Genomic DNA, 24,118 nt, shown 5'->3' on the forward strand with positions numbered 1-24,118 from the left:
TTACCGTGAAGCCATGACTGACGCCGCTGCCCGCACCCAGGGGCCCGCACCCCGCACCATCCTCACTCCCGGGGACGTCGTCACCCACGCGCAGTGGCCTTCCGGGAGCCCGATCCGCTCCCTCCACGTGGTGCGGATCGGCGGGGCCGGGATGTCGGCCGTGGCGCGGCTGGCCCTGGAGGCCGGCATCGAGGTCAGCGGCTCCGACTCCCAGGACGGCCAGTTCATCGGCCCGCTGCGCGAGGCGGGAGCCCGCATCGGCATCGGCTTCGATGCGGACCTGCTGGCCGAGGACCTGGACCTGGTGGTGGTCTCCACCGCCGTGCGCGCCGACAACCCCGAGATCATCGCCGCCCACCGGCGCGGCATCCCCGTCGTCCACCGCGCCGCGGCCCTGGCCGGGCTCATGGGGCAGCGGGACCTGGTGGCCATCGCCGGCACCCACGGCAAGACCTCCACCACCGGCCTGGCCGTGATGGCGCTGCGCGGTGCGGGCCTGGATCCTGCCTGGGCGCTCGGGGCCGCCGTGCCCGACCTGGGCCGCAACGCCGGCCTCGGTGCGGAGCCCTCGCCCACGGAATCGATGCGCGACGGCACCGGGATCGCCGTGATCGAGGCCGACGAGTCCGACGGCTCCTTCCTGGCCTTCACCCCCCGGTCCCTCGTGGTCACCAACCTCGAGCCCGACCATCTCGACTTCCACGGGGACGCCGCCACCCTGCAGGCCGGCTTCGACGCCCTCACCGACCGGATCCTTCCCGGCGGCACCCTGGTGGTGTGCGCCGACGACGAGGGCGCCCGGGCGCTGGGGGAGCGGGCCGCCGCTCATGGCGCGAGCGTGAGCACCTACGGCACCAGCGAGGACGCCGACTGGCGGGTCCTCGCCGAGGACTCCGGCCCCGATGGCACCGATGTCGAGGTGCTCAGCCCGCGCGGCCCGCTCCGGGTGCGCCTGGCGGTGGCCGGCCACCACAACGTGCTCAACGCCCTGGGTGCGCTCGCCGGTACCGCATCGGCCGCGCCCGATGCGCCGCTGGAGGCGCTCGCCGACGGGCTGGGACGCTTCACGGGGGCCTCCCGCCGCTTCGACCTGGCCGGTGTGGTGGACGGCATCACGGTGATCGACGACTACGCCCACCATCCGCGCGAGGTCACCGCCACCATCGCCGCCGCGCGCGCCATCGTCGCCGATCAGGGTGCGGGTGGCCGGGTGCTCGCGGTGTTCCAGCCCCACCTGTTCTCCCGCACCCGCGACTTCGCCGCCGCCTTCGCCGCCTCCCTGGAGGGCGCGGACCTGGCCTGGGTGATGCCCGTGTACCCCGCCCGTGAGGACCCCGACCCGACGGTGGATGCCCGCACCATCACCCAGCACTCGACCGCCGCTCACGTGCGCCCCCTGGACGCACGTGCACCGGTGCCCTCCCAGGTGGCGGGGGAGGCCCGCCCCGGGGACCTGGTGCTGATGCTCGGTGCCGGGGACGTGGTGGAGGACACTCCGGCGGTGCTGCAGGCGCTGCGCCGCGCCCGGGGACGGCCTGATGGCCCGCCGCCCCAGCCCGCCGCGCCCCACCGGGTCGCGGCGGTCCTCGCAGCAGTCCGGCCGGGTCCCGCCGCAGTCCGGCCGGGCCCCGCAGCGGCCCCTCGAGGCCCAGCGGGGGCAGGAACCGCGGAGGCCGCCCTCCGACCCGCCGGGCCGCAGCTACGGCCGCTCGCCCGTGACCGCCGCGGCGCGCCCGCAATCCCCGGCCCGCGCCCCGCGACACCCGGCCCGAGCTCCGCGAGCCCCGCCCCGACGCTTCCGACAGCCCTGACGGCCCCGACAACGTCGTCCCTGCCGCTCACCGCTTCCGTGCCCTGGTGGCCGGTCGGCCCTGGCGTCGTCGCCGGCGCGCGATCATCGCCGGTGCCGTCGTCGTGACGCTGGCGCTGATCGGTGTGCTGTCGGCCGCGATCTGGCTGCCCGCCCTGCGGCTGCAGCAGATCAGCGTCTCGGGCCTGGGCTACGTCGAGGAGCAGGCGGTGCGCTCCCACCTCGATCCTCGCTTGGGGGACAGCGTGCTGCTGCTGCCCACCGACGCGATCGGCGAGGACCTCGCGACCGTCCCCGGCATCGAGTCCGCCCAGGTGGAGCGCCGCTGGCCCGATGGCATGCACGTCACCGTCGTCGAGTCCGAGCCTGTCGCCCACCTGACCCGTGCCGATGGCACCGTCGCGGTGATCGACGCCGCAGGGGAGGAGCTGCCGGCGGCCGCGGCCGAGGGCGCGACGCTGATCCCGCTGCGAGTGGGCACCACCTCACAGGACCCCGACGGCGCCGCGGAGGCGATGACCGAGGTGCTCGCCGAGCTGCCTGACCCGATCCGCCCTGCCGTCCAGGACATGACCGCCACCAGCCCCAGCGACGTCACCTTCACCCTGGCCCTGGAGGACGGCAGCACCAAGAGCGTGGTGTGGGGCGATGCCCGCGACGCCGAGCTGAAGGGCGACGTGGTCCAGGCGCTGATCCCGCAGCCCGGTTCCGTGATCGACGTCTCCTCCCCGGTGGCGCCGGTCACCCGCTGACCCTCGCGCGCCCTCGCCTTCGCGGCCTGAACCCCGGGACCGGGAGGTTCGCCACACGACACGCGCGGCAGGTCGTTGCGCCCCGTCGGCCACGTCCTTAGCGTCGAAGAGAAGGAACGGGGCCGCAGAGTCCGAACCTCAACTCGAGGTCGAGGGTTGGGTCCCCGTTCGACAGCAGATCGACAACAGCAAGGACATCAACGTGGCCGGATCCCAGAACTACCTCGCAGTCATCAAGGTCGTCGGCATCGGCGGCGGCGGTGTCAACGCCGTCAACCGCATGATCGAGGCCGGTCTCAAGGGCGTCGAGTTCATCGCCATCAACACCGACGCGCAGGCCCTGCTGATGTCGGACGCCGACGTCAAGCTCGACGTCGGCAAGGAGATCACCCGGGGGCTCGGGGCCGGTGCCGATCCGGAGGTCGGCAAGAAGGCCGCCGAGGACCACGCCGAGGAGATCGAGGAGGTCCTGCGCGGGGCCGACATGGTCTTCGTGACCGCCGGCGAGGGCGGCGGCACCGGCACCGGCGGTGCCCCCGTGGTCGCCAAGATCGCCCGCAGCCTTGGCGCGCTGACCATCGGTGTGGTCACCCGCCCCTTCACTTTCGAGGGCCGCCGCCGCTCCACCCAGGCCGAGTCCGGCATCGCCGCCCTGCAGGCCGAGGTGGACACCCTCATCGTGATCCCCAACGACCGTCTGCTGTCCATCGCCGACAAGCAGGTGTCCATGCTGGACGCCTTCAAGTCCGCGGACCAGGTGCTGCTCTCGGGTGTCCAGGGCATCACCGACCTGATCACCACCCCGGGCCTGATCAACCTCGACTTCGCCGACGTCAAGTCCGTGATGCAGGGAGCGGGCAGCGCCCTGATGGGCATCGGCTCCTCCCGCGGCGACGACCGCGCCCTGCAGGCCGCCGAGCTCGCCGTCTCCAGCCCGCTGCTGGAGGCATCCATCGACGGCGCCTACGGCGTGCTGCTGTCGATCCAGGGCGGCAGCGACCTGGGCCTGTACGAGGTCTCGGAGGCCGCACGCCTGGTGCAGGAGGCCGCGCACCCCGACGCGAACATCATTTTCGGCGCCGTCATCGACGACGCCCTGGGCGACGAGGTGCGGGTGACCGTGATCGCCGCGGGCTTCGAGGCCGGTGGCCCCCCGCAGCGCACCGAGCAGTCCCGCCCCGCTGCGCGTCCCGAGCCGGTCCAGCCGCGCCCGGCCGCGACCGAGCGCACCGCCTCCATGAGCGGGGCCGGTACGGCCGCGGGGGCTGCCGGCGGCTGGGGCGTCCCGCAGCAGACCTTCGCGCCCTCCCGCCCCTCGGCCGAGCAGCAGCAGGAGCCCCGGACCGAGCGGATGGACCCGGCCGACCAGGAGGACGAGGACCAGCACCAGGGCAACGGCCAGGCCGCTCGCCCCGTCCCCGCACCGCAGTCGGAGCCCGTGCGTCCCCGCGCATCGAGGAGCCGCCGGCCGACGACGACGATCTCGACCTGCCGTCCTTCCTCAAGTGAGGACACCTCTTCCCGCACGGGCTCCGCGACTGCGGGGCCCGTGCCCTGTTCACCACGCGTGAGGGCGGGGTGGGCAAGGGCCCGTACGAGTCCCTGAACCTCGCCCGGCACGTCGGGGACGATGACGCCGTGGTCAGCGAGAACCGCTCGCGGGTGGCCGAGGTCGTGGGACGCCCGCTGGTGTTCGTGGACCAGGTGCACGGCGCCCAGGTGCATGTGCTGCCGCGGGCCGAGGCGTCGGCGCACGGGGCGTCCGCCCGCGACGGGGCGACCGCCCGCGACGAGGCGACATCGGGACCGGGGCAGCCCCCGGTGGTGACCGCCGACGCCCTGGTCACCGACCGCGACGACATCGCCCTGGCCATCATGGTGGCCGACTGCATGCCGGTGCTGCTGAGCGAGGCGGAGGCGGGGGTGATCGGGGCGGCACACGCGGGCCGGCCGGGGCTGCTGGCCGGGGGGCTCGGGGCGACCGGTGCGGCGATGGAGCGCCTGGGCGCACGAGCCGAGCGGATACAGGCGGCCGTAGGTCCGTCGGCCTGCGGAAGGTGCTACGAGGTGCCGCCGGACATGGCCGAGGACGCCGCTCGTCGCCTGCCCTCGACCCGCACCCGTACGAGCTGGGGCACCCCGGCGATCGATCTGCGCGCCGGCGCCGTGGAGGCACTCGGCCGGGCGGGCGTGCCGGCCGATGCGATCGACCGTGACCATCCCTGCACCATCGAGGACCCCGCCTGGTTCTCGTATCGCCGCAGCCGCACCACGGGCCGCTTCGCCGGGGTGATCCGCCGGGGCTGAGGCGGGTGGGCCCGTCGGTGGGGAGTCGACGATTCCTGCGACACGCCCCGACACGCCGGGCGCGTCCCCGTCGCGCGGCGGGCTCTCCGGTACTTTCGGGACAGGACCCCCACGCACTCCCCGTGCTTCCCTGGGGTCCAGGTCAGCGTGACGGAAGCACAGACTGGGAGATCTGCGATGGGAACCTGGCGCAACGCCATGGTCGCTCTCGGCCTCGCCAACGAGGTCGACGACGAGTACTACGAGGACGAGCTGGACCGTCGGGACGAGGCGGCCTCGCACCGCCGCGCCGAGCGCGGTCCGGAGACCACCGACCGTGAGGCCCAGGTGACGCCGATCCGCCAGCGGTCGAGCGTCGTGGCCATGACCCCCGCCGTGGAGGAGTCGATGCACCGCATCACCACGATCCACCCGCGTTCGTACAACGACGCCAAGGCGATCGGCGAGTCCTTCCGCGACGGCGTGCCCGTCATCGTGAACCTCTCCGACATGCAGGACGGCGACGCCAAGCGCATGGTCGACTTCTGCGCCGGCCTGGTGTTCGGCCTGCGCGGCACGATCGAGCGCGTCACCTCCAAGGTGTTCCTGCTCTCTCCGGAGTTCGTCCAGGTCGACGGGGACTCCTCGGCCGACGAGGACAGCTTCTACAACCAGAGCTGAGATCCGGTGCAGCTGATCGCAGGAGCGCTGTACCTCGCCGTACTGCTGTACATGCTGCTGCTGATCGCGCGGCTGGTGATGGAGTGGATCCGCGCCTATTCGCGGGACTTCCGGCCCTCGGGCCTGGTGCTGGTGCTGTTCGAGGTGGTCTACACGCTGACCGACCCCCCGGTGAAGGCACTGCGCCGACTGATCCCCCCGCTGCGCATCGGTGCGGTCGCTCTGGACCTGAGCATGATGCTGCTGCTGGTCGTGGGCTGGATCCTGCTGCGGGTGCTGGCCGGCCTGGCCATGTGACACGGGGCAGCCGCCGTGAGCTGCTGCGCGTGCGCGCTGGCTCGCGTGCGCGCTGGCTGGTGCGGGGTCGGGGGCGTGAGCATGCGCCGGTCAAGGCCGTCGCCCCGTGCGCGAGGAGCCCGGGCGCGGCCCCGTCGCCCGATCGGCTACGCTGGTCCTTGCTGCGCCTGGTGCGCTGACACACCCGAGACTGACGAGAAGGTGACCCATGGCTCTGATGCCCGATGACCTGCTGCAGAAGCGGTTCACCCCGGTGCGGTTCTCCGAGGGCTACGACATGGATGAGGTCGACAGCTACCTCGACCACGACATCCTGCCCCGCCTGCAGGAGCTCATCGACGAGAACAACCGCCTGACCAAGGAGCTCGAGGAGGCGCACAACCGCATCGCCGAGCTCGAGTCGGCCGCTCCGGCCGCCGGTGGCGACGACCACGACGAGACCGTCGTGCGTGAGGCCCCCGAGGGCGAGCAGATGCACGAGACGCCTGCTGCCGCCGTGCCCAAGCAGTCCGCCGAGGCGGACGTCGACGCCCGGGCCGATACCGAGGCCACCGGCCCCCAGACCGTGGTCGATGCCCCGCAGGAGCAGCCCGAGCCCGATCGCGACGCCGCTCCGCGGGACGCCGCCGGGATCATCGCCCTGGCGAATCGCCTGCACGACGAGTACGTCAAGAACGGTGAGGACGAGCGCGACCGCCTCATCAACGAGGCCAACGAAGAGCACCGCCGCATCGTCACCGAGGCGGAGGAGAAGTCCCGCACCACGCTGGACGCCATGGAGTCCAAGAAGGCGGAGCTGGAGAAGTCCATCGAGGGTCTGCGCACCTTCGAGCGCGACTACCGCAACCGTCTGCGCAACTACCTGGAGAACCAGCTGCGCGAGCTCGACACCAGCGAGACCCAGGACAAGCAGGCGAACTTCGGTCTGTGAGTCCTACGCACTCCACCGCGACGAGCGCCGGGCCCGAGGGGTCCGGCGCTCGTCGCCGTCAGTCACGGTCCCGCAGGCTCGGCCGGGGGACGGTGCTGCTGATCGTGGGCGTCCTTGCCGCCGTGCTGGCCGTGCTGGACCAGGTCTCCAAGACCTGGGCAGAGGCGAACCTGGACGAGCTGGACCCGCAGCCCTTCCTGGGGGAGGTGCTGCAGCTGACGCTGCTGTACAACTCGGGCGCGGCCTGGGGCATGGGCTCGAAGATCACACCCGTGGTCACGGCGCTGCAGATCGCGATCGCGATCGGGGTGATCGTGTTCTCCGTCAAGGCGGTGCGCTCGCCGTGGTACACCCTGGCGATGGGCCTGATCCTGGGCGGGGCGCTGGGCAACATCCATGATCGCCTGCTGCGCCCGCCCGGCCCGTTCCGCGGCGAGGTCGTCGACTTCCTGCAGCTGCCCAACTGGCCGGTGTTCAACGTGGCCGACATGGCCGTGGTGGGCGGTGCCGTCCTGGTGGTGCTACTGGGAGTGATCGGCGTCCCGGCGGACCCAGCGGAGCCCGTCGAGCCCGTCGAGGACCAGCGATGAACGCCTCCCGCGTGCTGATGGTGCCGGACGGCCTGGCCGGTGAGCGCATCGACGTCGGGCTGTCGCGGATGCTGGGGCTGTCCCGTTCCCGCGCCGCGGATCTCGTGGACGCCGGCCACGTCGAGCTCGACGGCGCCACGCCCGCTCGATCGACCCGCCTGGAAGCAGGAGCGATGCTCTCGGTGACCATTCTGGAGGAGCGGCCGGCCGTGGAGGTGCGGCCGCAGATCGCCGAGGGGATGGCGCTGGTGCACCAGGACGACGACATCGTGGTGATCGACAAGCCCGTCGGCGTCGCTGCCCATCCCAGTGCTGGCTGGTCCGGGCCCACCGTGCTGGGGCACCTCGCCGCGGCCGGGGTGGCGATCCGCACCAGTGGGGACCCGGAGCGGCAGGGGATCGTCTCACGGCTGGACGTGGGCACCAGCGGACTGATGGTGGTGGCCCGCACGGAGCGCGCCTACACCACCCTGAAGGATGCCTTCCGCGCCCGCGAGGTGGACAAGACGTACCACGCCGTGTGTCAGGGTCGGCCCGATCAGCCGCGGGGCACCATCGAGGCCCCCATCGGCCGCTCCCCGCACCACGACTACAGGTTCGCGGTCACACACGAGGGCAAGCATTCGGTCACCCACTACGAGACCCTGGAGGAGCTGCGTGCCGCGACCCTGCTGCGCATCTCGCTGGAGACCGGTCGCACGCATCAGATCCGGGTGCACTTCTCCGCTCTGCACCACCCGCTGGTTGGCGACACGATGTACGGCGGGGACCCGACGCTGGGGGAGCGCCTGGGGCTGAACCGGCAGTGGCTGCACGCGATGGAGCTGGGCTTCGTGCACCCCGTGACGGGCCGACCGGTCACCTTCACCTCCCGGTATCCTAAGGACCTGCAGCAGGCGCTCGAGGTCCTGCGGGAGGGCTGACCGCGCTCCGTCACCCGGGGGCGGTGGGGTTCTGCTGCGGCCGTCGGGCAGCAGGTGTGCCCGGGTCTGCTCGGGCATCTGCGGTGCTCGGATCGGCACGGATCTTCTCGTACTGCTCTCGGGTGATGCGGTACTGCTCGTAGTGGCTCCTCGCCCCCAGGAAGGATGCCTCGTCGCCGCGGCCGGTGTGCCGCATGCCGATCCCCTCCAGGATCCGCACCGAGGGCGCGTTCAGGGGCAGGGCCTCCGCCCATATCGAGGCCAGCGCCAGCGAGTCGAAGCCGTACGCCAGGCCGGCTCGGGCCGCGGCCTTGCCCAGTCCCTGCCCCCAGCGGGTGGACGGTCCGATGACGTATCCCAGCTCGCGCTCGTCAGCCCGGGTCCCATACAGATCCACGTAGCCGATCAATGCCCCCTCGTGCTCGACGCCCAGGCGCAGCAGCTCGGGCGGCGGGTCCGCGATGATGCGGTGGAGCCAGAAGCGCTCGTGCTCGTCCCAGGCCAAGCCCGGCGTCCAGCCGGCATGAGCGCCGAACGTGTCGTCCGCGGCCCAGTCGGCCAGGACAGCGGCATCGGCGCTCGTGAGGGGGCGGAGGGCGACGGCCGGGATGGTGTGCATCGCCCGAGTGTGCCACGCGGTAGCGTCGTGGGATGAGCGAGAAGCAGTCGTCGTCCTCGGCCCCTCTGATCCCGGCGGTCCCCCAGGATCGCGCGCTGTCCCGATCGGAGTTCCCCTTCGCCCGCGTGGCCCGGCGACTGGGCATCGAACCCACTGGTGCCGAGGTGGCTCTCCGGGACCAGGGCACGGCGCGGGCCGCGATCGCAGCGGCCAGCGAGGACTTCCTGGCAGCGGACGACGATCGCCGCGCAGGGCGCCTCCCGGTGCACCCCATCGCGCAGGACCCGGACTTCCCGACCGGTGTGGGCATGGCACTGGTGGGTGCGGCCGTGCTGTGGGAGCAGCGCCAGTACGTGCCGCGCATCGCGCTACGGGTCGCGAAGGACCACTACGAGGACGGCCGCGACGATCTCGCTGCCAGCTTCATCGCCCTGGTGCAGGAATCCGTGGAGCCCGGCGAGGACGGTGGACCAGGGCATGACGAGGCATCGGCATGGGCCGCGCAGTCGCTGCTGGTCTCCGTGCTGCAGCGCTCCGGCAGCCCCGCCCAGGCCGATGAGATCGCCCGAGACCTGGCCGCCCACAACATCCCGCTCGATCTGTGGCGTGCGGACGACCCATCCCTGCCGGATGATTCGATGGCCTGGCACGGTGGAGCGTTCGTGGGCGGGATCCCGCCGCGCCGCGATGAGCGCCACCTCAGCTACGAGGACGTGCACGACTACCTGGACCAGCTGCTGGCCGACATGCGGCGGGAGGACGCCGCGGAGCAGGACGATCAGTAGGGCGGCGGGCCGTACTGCTCCTCCGTGCCCTCGGTGGATTCTCCGATTTCGACATCGGTCATCGCGGTGCGATGGCGGGCGATGCGCTGCTGCACCTCGTCCCACACCTGGGTGAAGGCATCGACCACCCACGGCGTGACCATGTCGGTGTCGTCGATGGCGTCGACGGGAGGGCCCCCGCGGATCGCCCAGGACGTGGAGCCCGGGTGGAGTGTTCCGCTGGGTGGGCCCGAGGGTGACTTGGCCGGCGGATCGGAAGGTGACCTGGAGGGCGGATCGGAAGGTGACCTGGAGGGCGGATCGGAAGGTGACCTGGAGGGCGGATCGGAAGGTGACCTAGAGGGCGGATCGGAAGGTGAACTGCCCAGCGGATCAGCCGTGGCGGCACTGCGGCGCACGGGGTCGATGAGGCCGGCCGTCTTCAGCTGGTGATGACGCCAGCACAGCAGGTGCGTGTTCTCGATCGAGGTGGGACCGCCGGATGCGGGGTCGCGGTGGTCGAACTCCTCGATGTGGTCCATCTCGCTGGCCCAGGAGGTGGGCCTGGTGCAGCCGGGCACGGCGCAGGTGGGATGGCGCAGGCGCAGGTGCTCGAGCATGTCGGGCCTGGCGGTGTAGCGGTCGGCCGGCAGGGGCAGGAACGCACCGGTGCTCGGATCGGTGAGCACGCGGTACCAGGTGTTCTCCCCACCGGCGAGCTCCCGCGCCATCTCCGCGGGGATGGGGTGGATGCCGTCGAGCATGCCGGGTGCGTCCACCGCACCCAGCAGGCTGAGCGCGGGGACCGTGACGGTGATGCGGAACCGCTCACGGGGGACCTCGACCGTGCCCGTCTCCAGCACGGAACCGGTCAGAACCCGGTAGCGCAGCGCCGCGAGGGAGAGCGGCCTCGCGGTCCCGGAGACGCTGCCGTCATCGAAGGGGATCTCCTGCCCGCTCTCCAGGGCCTGACGCTGAGCTCGCTGGATCGCGCGGGCCGCGGAGTCCAGTCGGCGCCCCAGGGCGAGGATCTCCGGCGCGGGGCCGATGACCTGAAGGCAGGCGGTGCCGTCCTCATCGGGCGGGAGGATGTCCACACTGTGCTGAGGGCGTGAGCGTTGAGCGGCCTCCTGCTGATCGCTGAGCCAGCGCACCAGGGCACCGAGCTCGCGACGGAAGCGTCCCTCGTCGACCGCGAGCTCCCAGCTGGCGATGGATTCGTCGAGCTCGTGCAGTGCCGCCTCGCGCAGACCACCGGCGCGACGCAGCACGACGGTGAACCAGCGCGCCGGCAGCTCAGCGGCCTCGAGACGCGCCAGCAGTCGCGGCAGATGGGTGACGGCGGTGTGAGCATCCTCCAGCAGCCGGGATGCGTGATGGATGCTGCAGCGCAGGGCCTGAGACACCATCAGATCCGCCTCGTCGCGCAGATCCGGATCCTCCGGATCGCCGGCGGGCCAGTGACGCGCCGCGAGACGGAGCTTCGCGGCCAGCTGCCGTGACTCGGCCAGGCCCAGATCCCACAGCTCCCGGAGCTTCTCCGCCTCCGCCCCGGCCTCGTCGACGAAAGCTTCTGAAGGGAGGGTCTCCCGCGTGAGCGGACGCCCTGATCCTCGGATCCCGGGCTTGCGCGGGCGTGGCGCACCGGGGCGGGAACGCGCAGCGGCGCGACCCCGCGGCTTCGGCACGGAACCATCGCTGACCTGGGTCATCGTTCCCCCTTTCGGTGGATGTCGCGGCCGGGAATCCCTCGGCTGTGCTGATGGTCCAAGAGTAGGCGCCATCACCGACAATCGAAAGTACGTTCGAAATGTGTGGAAGGCCGTGGATAAAAGGGTGGACAATGCAGATCCGGGTTCCTCCACCATGCATGTTTTTCCACATTCTGTGGATAACGAGTCGGCCACCGAGGCCCCGCACGTATCCACAGGAGCCGGAGCCGTGCCTGCCGCCGTGCCTAGACTGCGATCCATGCCACGCAACGCACCACTGATCGCCGCCGCGCTGACCGGAGCGGGGGCCACGTCGCTCGCCGGTGGAGCCGCCCTGCTGGCCGCCCGGCAGCTCAACGGGCCCCGCCGTCCCGACCTGCCGTACACCTTCACGCCCTTCGAGCTCGGCGTGGACAGCGAGGCCGTCGACTTCACCGCGGCCGACGGGGCCACTATCCGGGGATGGTGGCTCGACGCCCCTGGAGCCGAGCGCAGTGAGCACGTGGTGATCGCCAGCCACGGCTTCCGCGGCGACAAGTCGCAGATGCTGGGCATCGGCACCGGGCTGCACCGCGCCGGCGCGAGCGTGCTGCTGTTCGACTTCCGCGGCAACGGCGCCTCCGATGACGGCCGGCAGTCCCTCGGGCACTACGAGCAGCAGGATCTGCGCGCCGCCATCGCATTCGCCAGGACCCGCCGGCCCGACGCCCGGATCGACCTGCTGGGCTTCTCCATGGGGGCGGCCGTGTCGATCCTGGTGGCGGCCGAGGATCCGACCGTCTCCCGCGTGGTCGCCGATTCCTCCTTCGCCGACATGCACGGCGTGGTCGCAGCAGCCGCCGCCTCGCTCAGGGTGCCGGGCGCCTTCGCGCACCTCGTGGACCTCGCCACCCGACGCCGCTACGGCTACGGCTTCTCCCAGGTGCGGCCGATCGAGGCGATCAGCCGCATCGAGCCCCGCCCCCTGCTGATGTTCCATGGCACCGAGGACTCGGTGATCCCGGTCGAGCACGCGCACCGCCTGGCGCGGGCCGCCGGAACGTCGGCACGGCTGGTGCTCACCGAGGGGGCCGACCACTGCGGTTCCTACTTCGCGGACCGCACCGGCTACATCGACCAGGTGGCACGGTTCCTGCTGGCCGACGAGGGGTGAAGCCCGGCGGGCCTTCGTGGGACCGCTCCGCGGTCCGGGCCCGCGCGATACGAAACTCTCTGGGCCGACGGGTACTGCTGCCCCAAGGTGTCCGGTCGTGAGCACGTCGGCCTCGACCGGATCTTTGTCGTCCTGCCCGACGGGAGGCCACTGCTGGACCGAACCTGTGCTCCATGGGACCCGCGCTGCACAGGAGCATGGCCAACCTGACGATCACCGTGGATGAGCAGGTGCTTCGCCGCGCCCGGATCAGGGCACTGCAGCGCGACGCGTCCGTGAACCGCTACCGTGCGGAGACGCTCGAGCGGTATGTCGGAGGCGCAGGGCAGGACTCGATCGACGAGATCATCGACGGCCTTGATCGCCCGGGCGGGCGACGCCGAGTCGCGTTCTTCTGTCGCACCCCTGTCCGATGATCCATCCATGAGCTCTCCCATGGTCCTGGCCGACCTCACGCACACGGTGCCCGCGGCGCAGTTGACCGAGGCGTGCATCCTGGCACGCGGAGTGGATCTTCTGGACCACGAGCACGGTCTCATGCCGCTCGAAGGTGTGGTCCATTCCGACCCTGATCGCGTGGTGCGCATGGGCCGGTACTGGGGGAGCCCTTTCCGATGCACGTGCGGCCACTCATACGATGGTGGCTCGGCACTGGCCCCGTTCTGTGTTCACGCTGCCGCGGTCGTGGCGCGGTGGCTCGCGGACCGCGAACCGGATCCGCAGGCAGCGATCACCAACGTGCATGACGACGCTGTGCCGTTCGCGGATCTGGAGCGTGCACGGGACGCCCTCGCGGCACGAGCATGGGAGCGTGATCCCGGCGACGAGCTCTCCATCAACGCGTACGTCGATGAGGGACTGGGGAGCATCGGCCTGGCACCGGAGGCGTACGACCTCCATGGCTGGCTCCTTCGTCATGCCACGCCGACGCAGGCCGAGAGGTGCCTGCGCGAAAGGGTCGCATCGTGGCTGGGGGAGGACGGAGAGGCAGACCTCCCTCCGGACAGCATGCATGCCGCGGTGCAGGTGTCCGACCTTCTCCAGGGCGGCATCGGGAGGGACTCGGCCGCGTCGTTCGACGCAGCTCTGCTCGCTGTCACACGAATACGATCCGGCCTCGATCAGTGGAATCAGCACGATCGTGCCTTCGGTGTCGCCATCGATCTGGCGAGCCGCCTCGTGCCCCGTGCTGCGCGACCAGGCAGTGGGCAGCCTGAACGATTCATCCGCACCGTCATCGGGCTCGAGGAGAAGCACCCGAGCCCGCAGATCCCCATCATGCCCCTGGTCATCGAGCACTGGGACCGGAGACTGTGTGAACTCGCCGCTTCGGAGGTCGAGCGGCGGATCGAGGCTCTCCTCGATCTCATCGACGTCGACCTGGCCTCGCACGAGGGCGCAGGACCCGTCCGAAGGGACACGGCTGCTCCCTTCCTCCTGGACATCGACCCGATGGGTGACGGGATCCTCGTCGACCAGCGGTTCTCCGACATCGGTCGTTCACCAGCAGAACTGGTGCATGCGCGGCTCGACAGACTCCAGCGGCTGGCTGCGGACCTGGCCTTGCGCATGCGCGATGTCGACGCGCTGGAGAAAGCCCTTCGCCGATGGAGCGGAGCCACCTTCGCCGAGTTCTTCCATCGGACCCGTCGATGGTCATCGCGGGCGCAGCTCGCAGTGACCCGGGTCGCCGTCGACCGAGGGGCGGTGGACTGGTCGGTCGATCGCCAGCCCTTGCTCGCCGAGGTCAGGGACGATCGGCACTCGTACGGGAGCAGCGAGTACGCCAGTGATGTCATCGAGATCCACGAGCGTGCTCACACCCAGGAACGGCTGAGAGTCCTCGGTGTCCACGACGTCGCGGTGGCGCTCGGCAAGAGCGGCCTCAGTGCTGATGCCCAGCGGTTCCTGCTCGACCAGTTCCGCCGTGATCCCGATCCTCGCCATGTACCGGCCTTCGTCCACTGCTGGGAGGAGGCGAATCTCCCCGCGGACCCGTTGGACGCTGCCAGGAGCGTCCTTCGAGGTGAGCGCGCCGACCCGCCGGGGTGACCACCATGACCCCGCCCACCGGCGCGTCGGTCGGTGCCCCGGACTACCCTGGAACGCATGGCTTCCGCGGACTCCCAGGACTTCGTCCACCTCCACTGTCACACCGACTACTCCCTGCTGGACGGGGCCGCGAAGATCGACAAACTGGTGGCCGAAACCGCACGTCAGGGCCAGAAGGCGATCGCCATCACGGACCACGGCTACGTGTTCGGCGCCTACGAGTTCTACCGCGAGGCCACCGCCGCGGGCATCAAGCCGATCATCGGCGTCGAGGCCTACGTGACCCCCGGCACCAGCCGACATGACCGCACCCGCGTGCAATGGGGCACCAAGCAGCAGCAGGAGGCCGGGGACGACGTCTCCGCCCGCGGTGCCTACACCCACCTCACCCTGCTCTCGCGCACCACCGAGGGCATGCACAACCTGTTCCGCCTGGCGTCGTCCGCGTCCCTGGACGGGCAGATGGGCAAGTGGCCCCGGATGGACCGGGAGATCCTCGCAAAGTACGGCAGCGGGCTGATCGCCTCCACGGGATGCCCCTCCGGTGAGATCCAGACCCGCATCCGCCTGGGCCAGTGGGACGAGGCCATCAAGGCGGCAGGCGAGTACCAGGACATCTTCGGCAAGGAGAACTACTTCGTCGAGCTGATGGACCACGGGCTCACCCTCGAGCAGCGCGTGACCAAGGACCTCATCGCCCTGTCGAAGGAGATCGGTGCGCCGCTGCTGGCCACCAACGACCTCCACTACGTCACCGAGGCCGATGCGAAGATCCAGGACGCCCTGCTGTGCATCAACTCGGGCTCCACCTTCGACACCCCCGGCCGCTTCAAGTTCGACGGCTCCGGCTACTACCTGAAGTCAGCCCAGCAGATGCGCGAGCTGTTCCGGGAGATGCCGGAGGCCTGCGACAACACCCTGCGCGTGGCCGAGATGTGCGACGTGCAGTTCACCACCACCGGTGAGGGCGCCAACTTCATGCCGGTGTTCCCCACCCCGCCCGGGGAGGACGAGCACTCCTGGTTCGTCAAGGAGGTCCAGCGGGGACTGGAGTACCGCTACCCCGGTGGCATCCCCGACGAGGTCACGCGCCGCGCGAAGTACGAGGTCGAGGTGATCACCCAGATGGGGTTCCCCGGCTACTTCCTGGTCGTCTCCGACTTCATCAAGTGGGCCAAGGAGAACGGCATCCGCGTGGGTCCGGGCCGTGGCTCCGGTGCGGGATCCATGGTCGCCTACGCCATGCGCATCACCGATCTCGACCCCCTCGAGCACGGGCTGCTGTTCGAGCGGTTCCTCAACCCCGACCGCGTCTCCATGCCCGACTTCGACGTCGACTTCGACGACCGCCGCCGCGGCGAGGTCATCGAGTACGTGGAACGCAAGTACGGCGACGACCGCGTCGCCCAGGTCATCACCTACGGCGTGATGAAGACCAAGAACTCCCTCAAGGATGCCGCTCGCGTGCTGGGCTACCCCTACGCGATGGGGGACCGTCTCTCCAAGGCGCTGCCCCCCACCGTGATGGGCAAGGACATCCCGCTGTCGGGCATCTTCGACCCCGAGCACAAGCGGTACGCGGAGGCCGGCGAGTTCCGCCGCCTCCACGACGAGGAGCCGGACGTCCAGAAGGTGTTCGACATCGCCAAGGGCGTCGAGGGCCTCACCCGAGGCTGGGGCGTGCATGCCTGCGCGGTGATCATGTCCAGCGAGCCGCTGATGGACATCATCCCGATGATGCGCCGCCCCTCCGACGGCCAGATCATCACCCAGTTCGACTACCCCACGTGCGAGACCCTGGGCCTGCTGAAGATGGACTTCCTGGGCCTGCGAAACCTCACCGTGATCTCCGATGCGCTGGTCAACATCGAGCGCAACGGAAAGACCCCGCCGGACCTGGAGACCCTGGGCTTCGAGGACCCGGCCACCTACGAGCTGATGCAGCGCGGTGACACGCTCGGGGTGTTCCAGCTGGACGGCTCCGGCATGCGCACCCTGCTGCGGCAGATGAAGCCCGACAAGTTCGGCGACATCACCGCCGTCTCGGCGCTGTACCGCCCCGGTCCGATGGGCATGGGGTCCCACACCAACTACGCGCTGCGCAAGAACGGCCTGCAGGAGATCACCCCGATCCACCCCGAGCTGGAGGAGCCGCTGGCGGAGATCCTGGGGGAGACCTACGGCGTGCTGGTCTACCAGGAGCAGGTGATGCAGACGGCGCAGAAGGTGGCCGGGTACAGCCTGGGACAGGCCGACATCCTGCGCCGCGCGATGGGCAAGAAGAAGAAGGCCGAGCTGGACAAGCAGTTCGTCTCCTTCGAGGCCGGCATGAGGGAGAAGGGCTACTCCAAGGGGGCGGTCGACGCCCTGTGGGAGACCCTGCTGCCCTTCGCCGACTACGCGTTCAACAAGTCCCACTCCGCCGCCTACGGCGTGGTCTCCTACTGGACCGCGTACCTCAAGGCGAACTACCCGACCGAGTACATGGCCGCGCTGCTCACCTCCACGCAGGAGAACCGCGACCGGCTGGGCCTGTACCTGGGTGACTGCCGGCACCGCGGCATCACGGTGCTGCCGCCGGACGTGAACGAGTCCGACATGTACTTCTCCGCCGTCGGCAGCGACATCCGCTTCGGGCTGTCCGCGATCCGCAACGTGGGCCACAACGTGGTGGAGGAGATCATCAAGGCGCGCAAGGAGAAGGGCGACTTCACCTCCTTCACCGACTTCCTGGACAAGGTCTCCCTGACGGTGTGCAACAAGCGCACCATCGAGTCCTTGATCAAGGGCGGGGCGTTCGACTCCCTGGGCGCCAACCGCCGCTCCCTGGTGCTGGTGCACGAGGACGCGGTCGACGCCGTGGTGGACGTCAAGCGCAAGGAGGCCCAGGGCCAGTACGACCTGTTCGCCGACATGTTCACCGGCGGCGGGCAGGACGGCGCCTCCTCGGGCTCCGCGGCGACCATCACCATCCCGGAGCTGCCGGAGTGGGACCGCAAGGAGAAGCTCGCCTTCGAGCGAAACATGCTGGGCCTGTACGTCTCGGACCACCCGTTGTACGGGCTCGAGCACGTGATCGCACAGAACTCGAGCACCTCCATCAGCGCGCTCGCCGACGACGGGGCCGTGGAGGACGGCGCCATGGTCACCATCGCCGGGCTGATCACCACATTGGCTCGCAAGACCACCAAGAAGGGCGACATGTGGGCGATCGCCACGGTGGAGGACCTCGAGGGCTCCATCGACTGCCTGCTGTTCCCCTCCACCTACCAGACCGTCGCCACGGAGCTCGCCGAGGACCTGGTGGTCTCCATGAAGGGCCGCGTGGACACCTCCAAGGGGATGCCCGAGCTGCGGGTGATGGAGATGACCATCCCCGACACCGGGGGAGGGCCCGACGGGCCGGTCGTGATCTCCCTGCCCTCGATGCGGGCCACCACCTCGGTCGCCGAGCAGCTGCGGGAGGTGCTCGAGGACAACCCCGGCTCCAGCGAGGTGCGCGTCAAGCTGCGCGAGCCCGGTCGGGCCACCCTGATGCAGCTGGACAAGCGACTCTCGGTGACTCCCTCGGCCGCACTGTACGCGTCCTTGAAGGCTCTGCTGGGGCCGAGCTGTCTGCAGTGATGCGGGCCCGCAGCGATGAGCGGCGCAGGGCGATGAAGGGCGCAGAGCGATGACGGGCCCGCCGCGATGACGGTGCTGCGCCTGGCCACCTACAACATCCGCCACGGGGCCGGTGCCGACGGCAGGCTCGACCTCGCGCGCACCGCAGCGACGATCGCGTCGCTGGGGGCCGATGCGGTCGGCCTGCAGGAGGTCGACGACGCCTACGGTGCCCGGTCCGGGTTCGAGGACCAGGCGTCCCGCCTCGCCGCGCGGCTGGGTGGGCAGGTGCGGTTCGGCGCGCTCATCGACCGCGACCCCGCCGAGCCGGGCGGCCGACGCCGACGGTACGGCCTGGCACTGCTGAGCCGCACCGAGATCATCGAGCACCACCTGCACCCGCTGCCCGCGGATCCCGACCGTCCCGGCCCCCGCGAGCCCCGCGGTCTGCTGACGGCGCGGGTGGCGGGTGCCGAGTCGCTCCACCTGCTGCTCACCCACCTCGACAACCGCGACCCTCGGCACCGCGCGGCGCAGGTGCGGGGCATCCTCCAGCACGCCGAGGCGCTCGACGGGCCGGCCGCACTGCTGGGCGACATGAACGCGGATCCGTCCGCACCCGAGCTCGCCCAGCTGGCCGCCGCCGGATGGCGGGATGCGGCATGGGAGGCGGCGGGCCGCAGCGCGCCCTCCCCGTGGCGCACGATCCTCACGGCCGCACTGCCTGCCGCACTGCCCTGGACGGCCCGCACGGTCCGCGCCACCCACCCCGCGCGCCTGCCGCGGCGCCGGATCGACTCGATCTGGGTGCGCGGGGATCTCGAGGTGAGAGGCCTGGAGGTGGCACCCTCGCGCGCCTCGGACCACCGTCCGGTGGTGGCGACCATCCGGGTGTGAGAGCCGCCGCACCGCTGCGCGCTGCTCCAGCAACTACGGTGGATCCATGAACGACGCCGCTGCTGAGACCCCCACCGACCATCGGATCGCCCCCGATCGCACCGCCCCTGCGGACCTGTCCGCGGACGCCTTCCTGCCCGACGCCCTGCTGGAGACGCTGCGCGAGCGTGCCGTCACCCACGACCGGGAGAACACCTTCCCCGAGCAGGACCTCGCCGACCTCCGCGACCGCGGCTACCTGCGGCTACTGGTGCCCACGGCGCTGGGCGGCCTCGGCGGGAGCCTGCTGCAGGCCTCCCGCATCCAGCGCCGGCTGGCGCAGGCCGCACCCGCCACGGCGCTGTCCATGAACATGCACCTGGTGGTCACAGGCGCGGCCCTGCACGCCCACCGACTGGGGGCCGACTCCGGGCGCGCGATCCTCGAGGACGCCGCCGACGACCGCCTGTTCGCCTTCGGCATCTCCGAAGCGGGCAACGAGGCGATGCTGTTCGACTCCTCGACCAGTGCCGAGCCCCAGGACGACGGCAGCTACCGGGTGACCGGCACCAAGATCTTCACCTCCCTGGCCCCGGTGTGGGACCGTCTGGTGGTCCACGGCCGGGACACCAGCGCCGCCGAGGACGATCCGCGCCTGGTGTTCGGGTTGCTCGAGCGCACCGATGCCGTCGAGGTCAAGGACGACTGGGACACCCACGGCATGCGTGCCTCCCAGTCCCGCACCACCCGCCTGCACCAGGCGCCCGTGACCGCCGACCGGGTGATCACCACCACCGGGGTGGGCCCCAACCAGGATCCCTTCGTGATGGGCATCTTCGGTGCCTTCGAGCTGCTGATCGCCTCGGTGTACACCGGCATCGCCGAGCGGGCGATCCAGGTGGGCGCCCAGGTCGCCACCACCCGCAGGAGCGTCACCCGCGGCATCGTCCACGCGGACGACCCCGACCTCCGCTGGCGCCTGGCGGATGCGGCCATCGGCGTGGACGGCGCCGTGCTGCAGATCGAGAAGGTGATGGCGGACCTCGACGCTCTGGGCACCGGTCAGAGCGGACCGGGCCTGACCGACCACGGACCACGCTGGTTCCTGCACTTCTCCGGCGTGAAGTCCCGCGCCAGCGAGACCGCGATCGCAGCCGTCGACCAGGTGCTGCGCGCCAGCGGCGGCTCCCACTACTTCCGCCGCAGCGAGCTGGAGCGCCTCTCGCGCGACGTGCGCGCGGCCATGTACCACCCCTCTGACGAGGAGTCGGTGCACGCCTCCTACGCGAAGGCGCTGCTGGGCGAGGTGGGATCCGAGCGCTGAGCCGCCGCGCTGCACGTCTGCGCGGCGGCGGGCCGCTCAGCCGAACAGCACCTTGGCCTCCTCCCAGCGGGCGCGGGGAACGGACTTCAGGGAGTTGATCGCCTCGGTCAGGGGCACATCGACGATCTCCGTGCCGCGCAGCGCCACCATCCGGCCGAAGCCGTTGTTGTGGACCAGGTCCACGGCGGCGGTGCCCAGGCGGGTGGCGAGCACCCGGTCGTAGCCGGTGGGCTCTCCGCCGCGCTGGATGTGGCCCAGCACCGTGGCCCGCGACTCGATGCCCAGGCGCTCCTCGATCAGGGGTGCCAGCACCTCCGCCACACCGCCGAAGCGGGGGCGGCCGAACTCGTCCAGCTCGTAGTTCATGAAGCCCTCCGGGGCGTCCTTGGGCACGTAGCCCTCCGCCACCACCACCAGCGGGGCACGACCGCGGTCCCAGGCCGACTTCACGTAGGCGCAGATCTCGTCGATCGTCAGCGGGAACTCGGGCAGGGCGATCACGTGGGCACCGGCCGCCATGCCGGAGTGCAGCGCGATCCAGCCCACCGAGCGGCCCATCACCTCGGCCACCATGCAGCGGTGGTGGGAGTCACCGGTCATGCGCAGGCGGTCCAGGGACTCGGTGGCGATCTCCACGGCGGTGTTGAAGCCGAAGGTGTAGTCGGTGGCGTCCAGGTCGTTGTCCACCGTCTTGGGGACGCCCACCACCGGGATCCCCGCCTCGTACAGCCGGTTCGCGGTGAACAGGGTGCCGTCGCCACCGATGGCGATGATGCCGTCGATGTCGTTGTCGTCCATGTGCCGACGCACGATCGCAGCGCCGTCCTCCCCGTCGTGGAAGGGGTTGGAGCGGGAAGTCCCCAGGATCGTGCCGCCGATGCGGCCGATGCCGCGCACCCGACGTCGGGGGAGGGTCATATAGTCGTTGTCGATGACACCGCGCCAGCCGTCCCTGTAGCCGATGAACTCGTCCTCGAACAGCTTGTCGCCCTTGATGACGACACCGCGGATGACCGCGTTCAGGCCCGGGCAGTCGCCCCCGGAGGTCAGGATCCCGATCTTCATGGGGTGCGCTCTCGCTTCCGTCTCGTCGACTGGTCACCGCCACTCTACGGTCGATCCGGAACGATGCCGAAGTTCAGACGTCCCGCGGCCAACGCGCGGTAACAGCCCGGTGAACAGCTCGGACATCTGCCGGGAACGCCAGCGGCGCGAGACCCTCGGAAGAGTCTCGCGCCGCTGGTCCCGATCGGTCCGTGGACCCTCAGGACCGGGAGGGGTCCTGAGCGTCCCGCTGCTCCTGCTCCTGCTCGGCCTGGGCACGCACGTCGCGACCGCCCTGGGACGCCCGGGCGAGGGTGTCCTGGAAGTCGACGCCGGTGGTGGACTTGACCATCTCCAGCACCTGGGCCAGGCCCACGGAGATGTTCTGCCCGATCTTGGCCTCGCCGTCGGTGGAGAACACCGAGAGGCTGTCGATGTTGGAGTACGGGGAGGCGAGCTCCCCCGCCACCTGCGGCAGCACCTCGAGCACCTGGGACAGCACGGCGGCGTCGTTGAACTGCTTGTACGCCTCGGCGCGGGCACGGGTGGCCTCGGCCTCCGCGGTGCCGCGGGCCAGGATCGCGGCGGCCTCGGCCTCGCCCTTGGCGCGCAGCGAGTCGGCCTCGGCCTGGCCCTCCAGGCGCACCGCCTCGGCATCCTTCGAGCGGCGCTGCAGCTCGACCTCGGCCTCGGCGCGGCCGCGAGCCTCGATGGCGAACGCCTCCGCCTCCGAGGACACCTTGCGGGCCTCGGCGCGGTTGCGCTCGTCGGTGAGCTGGGCCTCCGACTCGGCCACGCGGGCGTACTTCTTGGAGTCCGCGTCCTGCTGCTCGGCGTAGCGCTTGGCCTCGGCCGGCTTGTGGACCTCCGCGATCAGCTGCTTCTCGCGCAGGTCGTTGTTGCGGATCGCGATCATCTCCTCCTGCTCGATGATCCGCTGCTGCTGTGCAGCGCGGGCCAGCGGGCCGGAGGCGTCCGCGACGGCCTGGCGGGCGTCGGTCTGCTCCTTGATCTCGGCCTGGCGCAGGTCGAAGGCCTGCTTCGACTCGGCCTCGGCCTGCAGGTTGAGGTTCTTGGCCTCGGTGGCCTCACGGCCGGCGTTGGACTCGGCGATCGCAGCGGTCTTGGCCACCAGGGCGGCCTCGGGACGGCCCCAGTCGCGCAGGTAGGAGCCGTCGTCCTCGATCGCGGAGATCTGGAAGGTGTCGATCACCAGGCCCTGGTTGTTCATCGAGTGCTCGGCCTCGGCCTGCACCTGGGCGGCGAAGGAGGCGCGGTCACGGATGATCTGCTCCACCGACAGGGTGCCCACCACGGCGCGCAGGGTGCCGGAGAGGATCTCCTGGGTGTAGTGGTCGATCTGCTTCTGCTGGTCCAGGAATCGCTGGGCGGCCTTGCGCACGTCGTTGACGTTGCCGCCCACCTTCACCTGCGCCACCCCGCGCAGGCGAAGGAAGATGCCGTTCATCGAGTAGCCCTCGACCTCCACCGGGATCTGCCGGGAGGACAGGCTCAGCACGAAGGCGCGGTCGAAGATGGGCCGCACGATCGCGCGCCCGCCGATGATCACCCGCGCACTGCCGGACTCCAGGTCGATGTCCCCGGTGGGGGAGGTCTTGGCGTTGCGGCCGGTGATGATCAGCGCCTCGTTCGGTGCCGCGATGCGGTAGCTGCGCAGCAGGATCCCCAGCAGGATCAGCACCGCGACGACGGCGATCGCGACCACGAGGAGTATCGGCATCAGTGTTTCCATCGGTTCCCCTCAGTCGGTTCAGGCATGCGGTGGTCATTGTCCCATCGCGCGGGCTGTGCTGCGGCCCGATCGGCTCACTTCATGCCGGTCGAGGCGATGCCCTGGACGATCTGACGCTGGAAGACCAGGAAGCAGATCAGCACCGGGACCATCGAGACCACGGCGATGGCCAGCACCAGGTTGAAGGGCACCACCTCCTGGCTGGCGAAGCGCTGCAGCGCCACCGGCAGGGTGCGGGTGCGCTCGTTGGTCACCACCAGCGGCCACAGGAAGTCGTTCCAGCGCCACAGCACCGAGAAGATCGTCAGCACCGCCAGGGCCGGCTTGCACAGCGGCAGCACGATGCGCCAGAAGATCCCGAACTCGCGTGCGCCGTCGATGCGGGCGGAGTCGATCAGCTCGTCGGGCAGCGTGAGCATGTACTGGCGCAGCAGGAACACACCGGTGGGGGTGGCGATGGCCGGCAGGATCACGCCCCACAGGGAGTTGGTCAGCCCCAGGCTCGCCGTCACCTGGTAGACGGGGATCAGGATCACCTGCAGGGGGATCATGATGGTGGCCAGGGTGACCAGGAACAGGACGTTCTTGCCGCGGAAGTTGTACCGCGAGAGCGCATAGGCGGCCATCGAGTTGATGGCCAGGGTGAGCAGGGTGGCCACCACCACCACGATCACGCTGTTGGAGAGGTACCGCAGCACGTCGAAGCCGGTCAGCGCCGTGGAGTAGTTCTCCGGATGCCACGAACGGGGGATCAGCGTGGGTGGGCGCTGGGCCAGCTCCGACTGGTTCTTGAAGGAGCCCAGCACCGTCCACACCAGGGGGATCAGCACCAGCAGGGCCAGTGCCGTGAGGTTCACGGTGCGCACCACTGCGGCGGGGCGCACCTTCCGGTGGGAGGTGGAGGTCCAGGTGGAGGGCTTGGAGGAGTTGCTCGAGATGCTCATGGTC

The 24,118-nt window shown here is 70.6% G+C and carries 20 protein-coding genes and 1 pseudogene; 16 read left to right on the forward strand and 5 right to left on the reverse strand.

Annotation, left to right across the window (positions count from 1 at the left end; genetic code table 11):
• The first annotated feature begins 13 nt into the window (after nt 1–13).
• The 9 genes and pseudogenes from murC (at nt 14) to IOE58_RS09355 (ending at nt 8,270) form a co-directional block, all read left to right on the forward strand.
• Nucleotides 14–1,918, forward strand: a complete 1,905-nt coding sequence (murC, locus tag IOE58_RS09315; RefSeq protein ID WP_348981935.1) for a UDP-N-acetylmuramate--L-alanine ligase — start codon at nt 14–16, stop codon at nt 1,916–1,918.
• A complete protein-coding gene (locus tag IOE58_RS09320) occupies nt 1,858–2,562 on the forward strand; it encodes a cell division protein FtsQ/DivIB (protein ID WP_193866119.1) in 705 nt (234 codons plus the stop codon). Before murC ends, IOE58_RS09320 begins: the two co-directional genes overlap by 61 nt.
• A 202-nt stretch (nt 2,563–2,764) precedes the next feature.
• A pseudogene (ftsZ, locus tag IOE58_RS09325) lies at nt 2,765–4,071 on the forward strand (cell division protein FtsZ).
• A 69-nt stretch (nt 4,072–4,140) separates the two neighbouring features.
• Entirely contained in the window at nt 4,141–4,869 is a 729-nt protein-coding gene (locus IOE58_RS09330) for a purine nucleoside phosphorylase YfiH/LACC1 family protein (protein ID WP_348981937.1), read from the forward strand.
• A 177-nt stretch (nt 4,870–5,046) separates the two neighbouring features.
• On the forward strand, nt 5,047–5,529 hold the full coding sequence (locus IOE58_RS09335) for a cell division protein SepF (RefSeq protein WP_193866120.1): 483 nt from the start codon (nt 5,047–5,049) through the stop codon (nt 5,527–5,529).
• A 6-nt stretch (nt 5,530–5,535) separates the two neighbouring features.
• Complete coding sequence (locus tag IOE58_RS09340; RefSeq protein WP_193866121.1) at nt 5,536–5,826, forward strand: YggT family protein; 291 nt, start codon at nt 5,536–5,538, stop codon at nt 5,824–5,826.
• A 208-nt stretch (nt 5,827–6,034) separates the two neighbouring features.
• Nucleotides 6,035–6,757: a DivIVA domain-containing protein gene (locus IOE58_RS09345; RefSeq protein WP_193866122.1), complete on the forward strand. Its 723-nt coding sequence runs from the start codon at nt 6,035–6,037 to the stop codon at nt 6,755–6,757.
• Nucleotides 6,754–7,347 (forward strand): signal peptidase II, encoded by a 594-nt coding sequence (gene lspA / locus IOE58_RS09350; RefSeq protein ID WP_193866123.1) that lies wholly within the window; start codon nt 6,754–6,756, stop codon nt 7,345–7,347. The genes IOE58_RS09345 and lspA overlap by 4 nt, the downstream gene beginning before the upstream one ends.
• Nucleotides 7,344–8,270: an RluA family pseudouridine synthase gene (locus IOE58_RS09355; RefSeq protein WP_193866124.1), complete on the forward strand. Its 927-nt coding sequence runs from the start codon at nt 7,344–7,346 to the stop codon at nt 8,268–8,270. Before lspA ends, IOE58_RS09355 begins: the two co-directional genes overlap by 4 nt.
• A gap of 10 nt (nt 8,271–8,280) precedes the next feature.
• Here IOE58_RS09355 and IOE58_RS09360 read toward each other — a convergent pair whose 3' ends face one another.
• Nucleotides 8,281–8,889 carry a GNAT family N-acetyltransferase gene (locus IOE58_RS09360; protein ID WP_193866125.1) on the reverse strand — a complete coding sequence of 203 codons (609 nt, stop codon included), beginning with the start codon at nt 8,887–8,889 and terminating at the stop codon, nt 8,281–8,283.
• A 32-nt stretch (nt 8,890–8,921) separates the two neighbouring features.
• On the opposite strand from IOE58_RS09360, the gene IOE58_RS09365 reads away from it, so the two are divergent.
• Nucleotides 8,922–9,674 (forward strand): hypothetical protein, encoded by a 753-nt coding sequence (locus tag IOE58_RS09365; RefSeq protein WP_193866126.1) that lies wholly within the window; start codon nt 8,922–8,924, stop codon nt 9,672–9,674.
• Here the strand turns inward: IOE58_RS09365 and IOE58_RS09370 are convergent.
• Entirely contained in the window at nt 9,668–11,365 is a 1,698-nt protein-coding gene (locus IOE58_RS09370) for an HNH endonuclease signature motif containing protein (protein ID WP_193866127.1), read from the reverse strand. The two genes, IOE58_RS09365 and IOE58_RS09370, sit on opposite strands and share 7 nt — an antisense overlap.
• Nucleotides 11,366–11,624: 259 nt before the next feature.
• Here IOE58_RS09370 and IOE58_RS09375 point away from each other — a divergent pair, with 259 nt between their 5' ends.
• From IOE58_RS09375 to IOE58_RS09400, 6 genes are all read left to right on the forward strand, one after another.
• Complete coding sequence (locus IOE58_RS09375; protein ID WP_193866128.1) at nt 11,625–12,518, forward strand: alpha/beta hydrolase; 894 nt, start codon at nt 11,625–11,627, stop codon at nt 12,516–12,518.
• A 197-nt stretch (nt 12,519–12,715) separates the two neighbouring features.
• The gene (locus IOE58_RS09380; RefSeq protein WP_193866129.1) at nt 12,716–12,934 is read left to right on the forward strand and encodes a Clp protease/crotonase-like domain-containing protein; all 219 of its coding nucleotides are present in this window, start codon (nt 12,716–12,718) and stop codon (nt 12,932–12,934) included.
• A gap of 7 nt (nt 12,935–12,941) precedes the next feature.
• Complete coding sequence (locus IOE58_RS09385) at nt 12,942–14,570, forward strand: hypothetical protein (RefSeq protein WP_193866130.1); 1,629 nt, start codon at nt 12,942–12,944, stop codon at nt 14,568–14,570.
• A gap of 57 nt (nt 14,571–14,627) precedes the next feature.
• On the forward strand, nt 14,628–18,194 hold the full coding sequence (dnaE, locus tag IOE58_RS09390; RefSeq protein WP_193866131.1) for a DNA polymerase III subunit alpha: 3,567 nt from the start codon (nt 14,628–14,630) through the stop codon (nt 18,192–18,194).
• Between the two features lie 66 nt (nt 18,195–18,260).
• Nucleotides 18,261–19,070: an endonuclease/exonuclease/phosphatase family protein gene (locus IOE58_RS09395; protein WP_193866132.1), complete on the forward strand. Its 810-nt coding sequence runs from the start codon at nt 18,261–18,263 to the stop codon at nt 19,068–19,070.
• Nucleotides 19,071–19,116: 46 nt separating this feature from the next.
• Nucleotides 19,117–20,373, forward strand: a complete 1,257-nt coding sequence (locus IOE58_RS09400; RefSeq protein WP_193866133.1) for an acyl-CoA dehydrogenase family protein — start codon at nt 19,117–19,119, stop codon at nt 20,371–20,373.
• Between the two features lie 36 nt (nt 20,374–20,409).
• On the opposite strand, the gene IOE58_RS09405 is transcribed toward IOE58_RS09400, so the two are convergent.
• The 3 genes from IOE58_RS09405 to IOE58_RS09415 all read right to left on the reverse strand — a co-directional run bounded on the left by IOE58_RS09405 (nt 20,410) and on the right by IOE58_RS09415 (nt 24,114).
• Entirely contained in the window at nt 20,410–21,438 is a 1,029-nt protein-coding gene (locus IOE58_RS09405; RefSeq protein ID WP_193866134.1) for an ATP-dependent 6-phosphofructokinase, read from the reverse strand.
• A gap of 199 nt (nt 21,439–21,637) precedes the next feature.
• On the reverse strand, nt 21,638–23,158 hold the full coding sequence (locus IOE58_RS09410; protein ID WP_396123324.1) for a flotillin family protein: 1,521 nt from the start codon (nt 23,156–23,158) through the stop codon (nt 21,638–21,640).
• Nucleotides 23,159–23,244: 86 nt separating this feature from the next.
• Nucleotides 23,245–24,114 (reverse strand): carbohydrate ABC transporter permease, encoded by an 870-nt coding sequence (locus tag IOE58_RS09415; RefSeq protein WP_193866136.1) that lies wholly within the window; start codon nt 24,112–24,114, stop codon nt 23,245–23,247.
• Nucleotides 24,115–24,118 lie beyond the last annotated feature (4 nt).

The sequence above is a fragment of the Brachybacterium epidermidis genome (genome assembly GCF_015209585.1).
GTDB lineage: Bacteria > Actinomycetota > Actinomycetes > Actinomycetales > Dermabacteraceae > Brachybacterium > Brachybacterium epidermidis.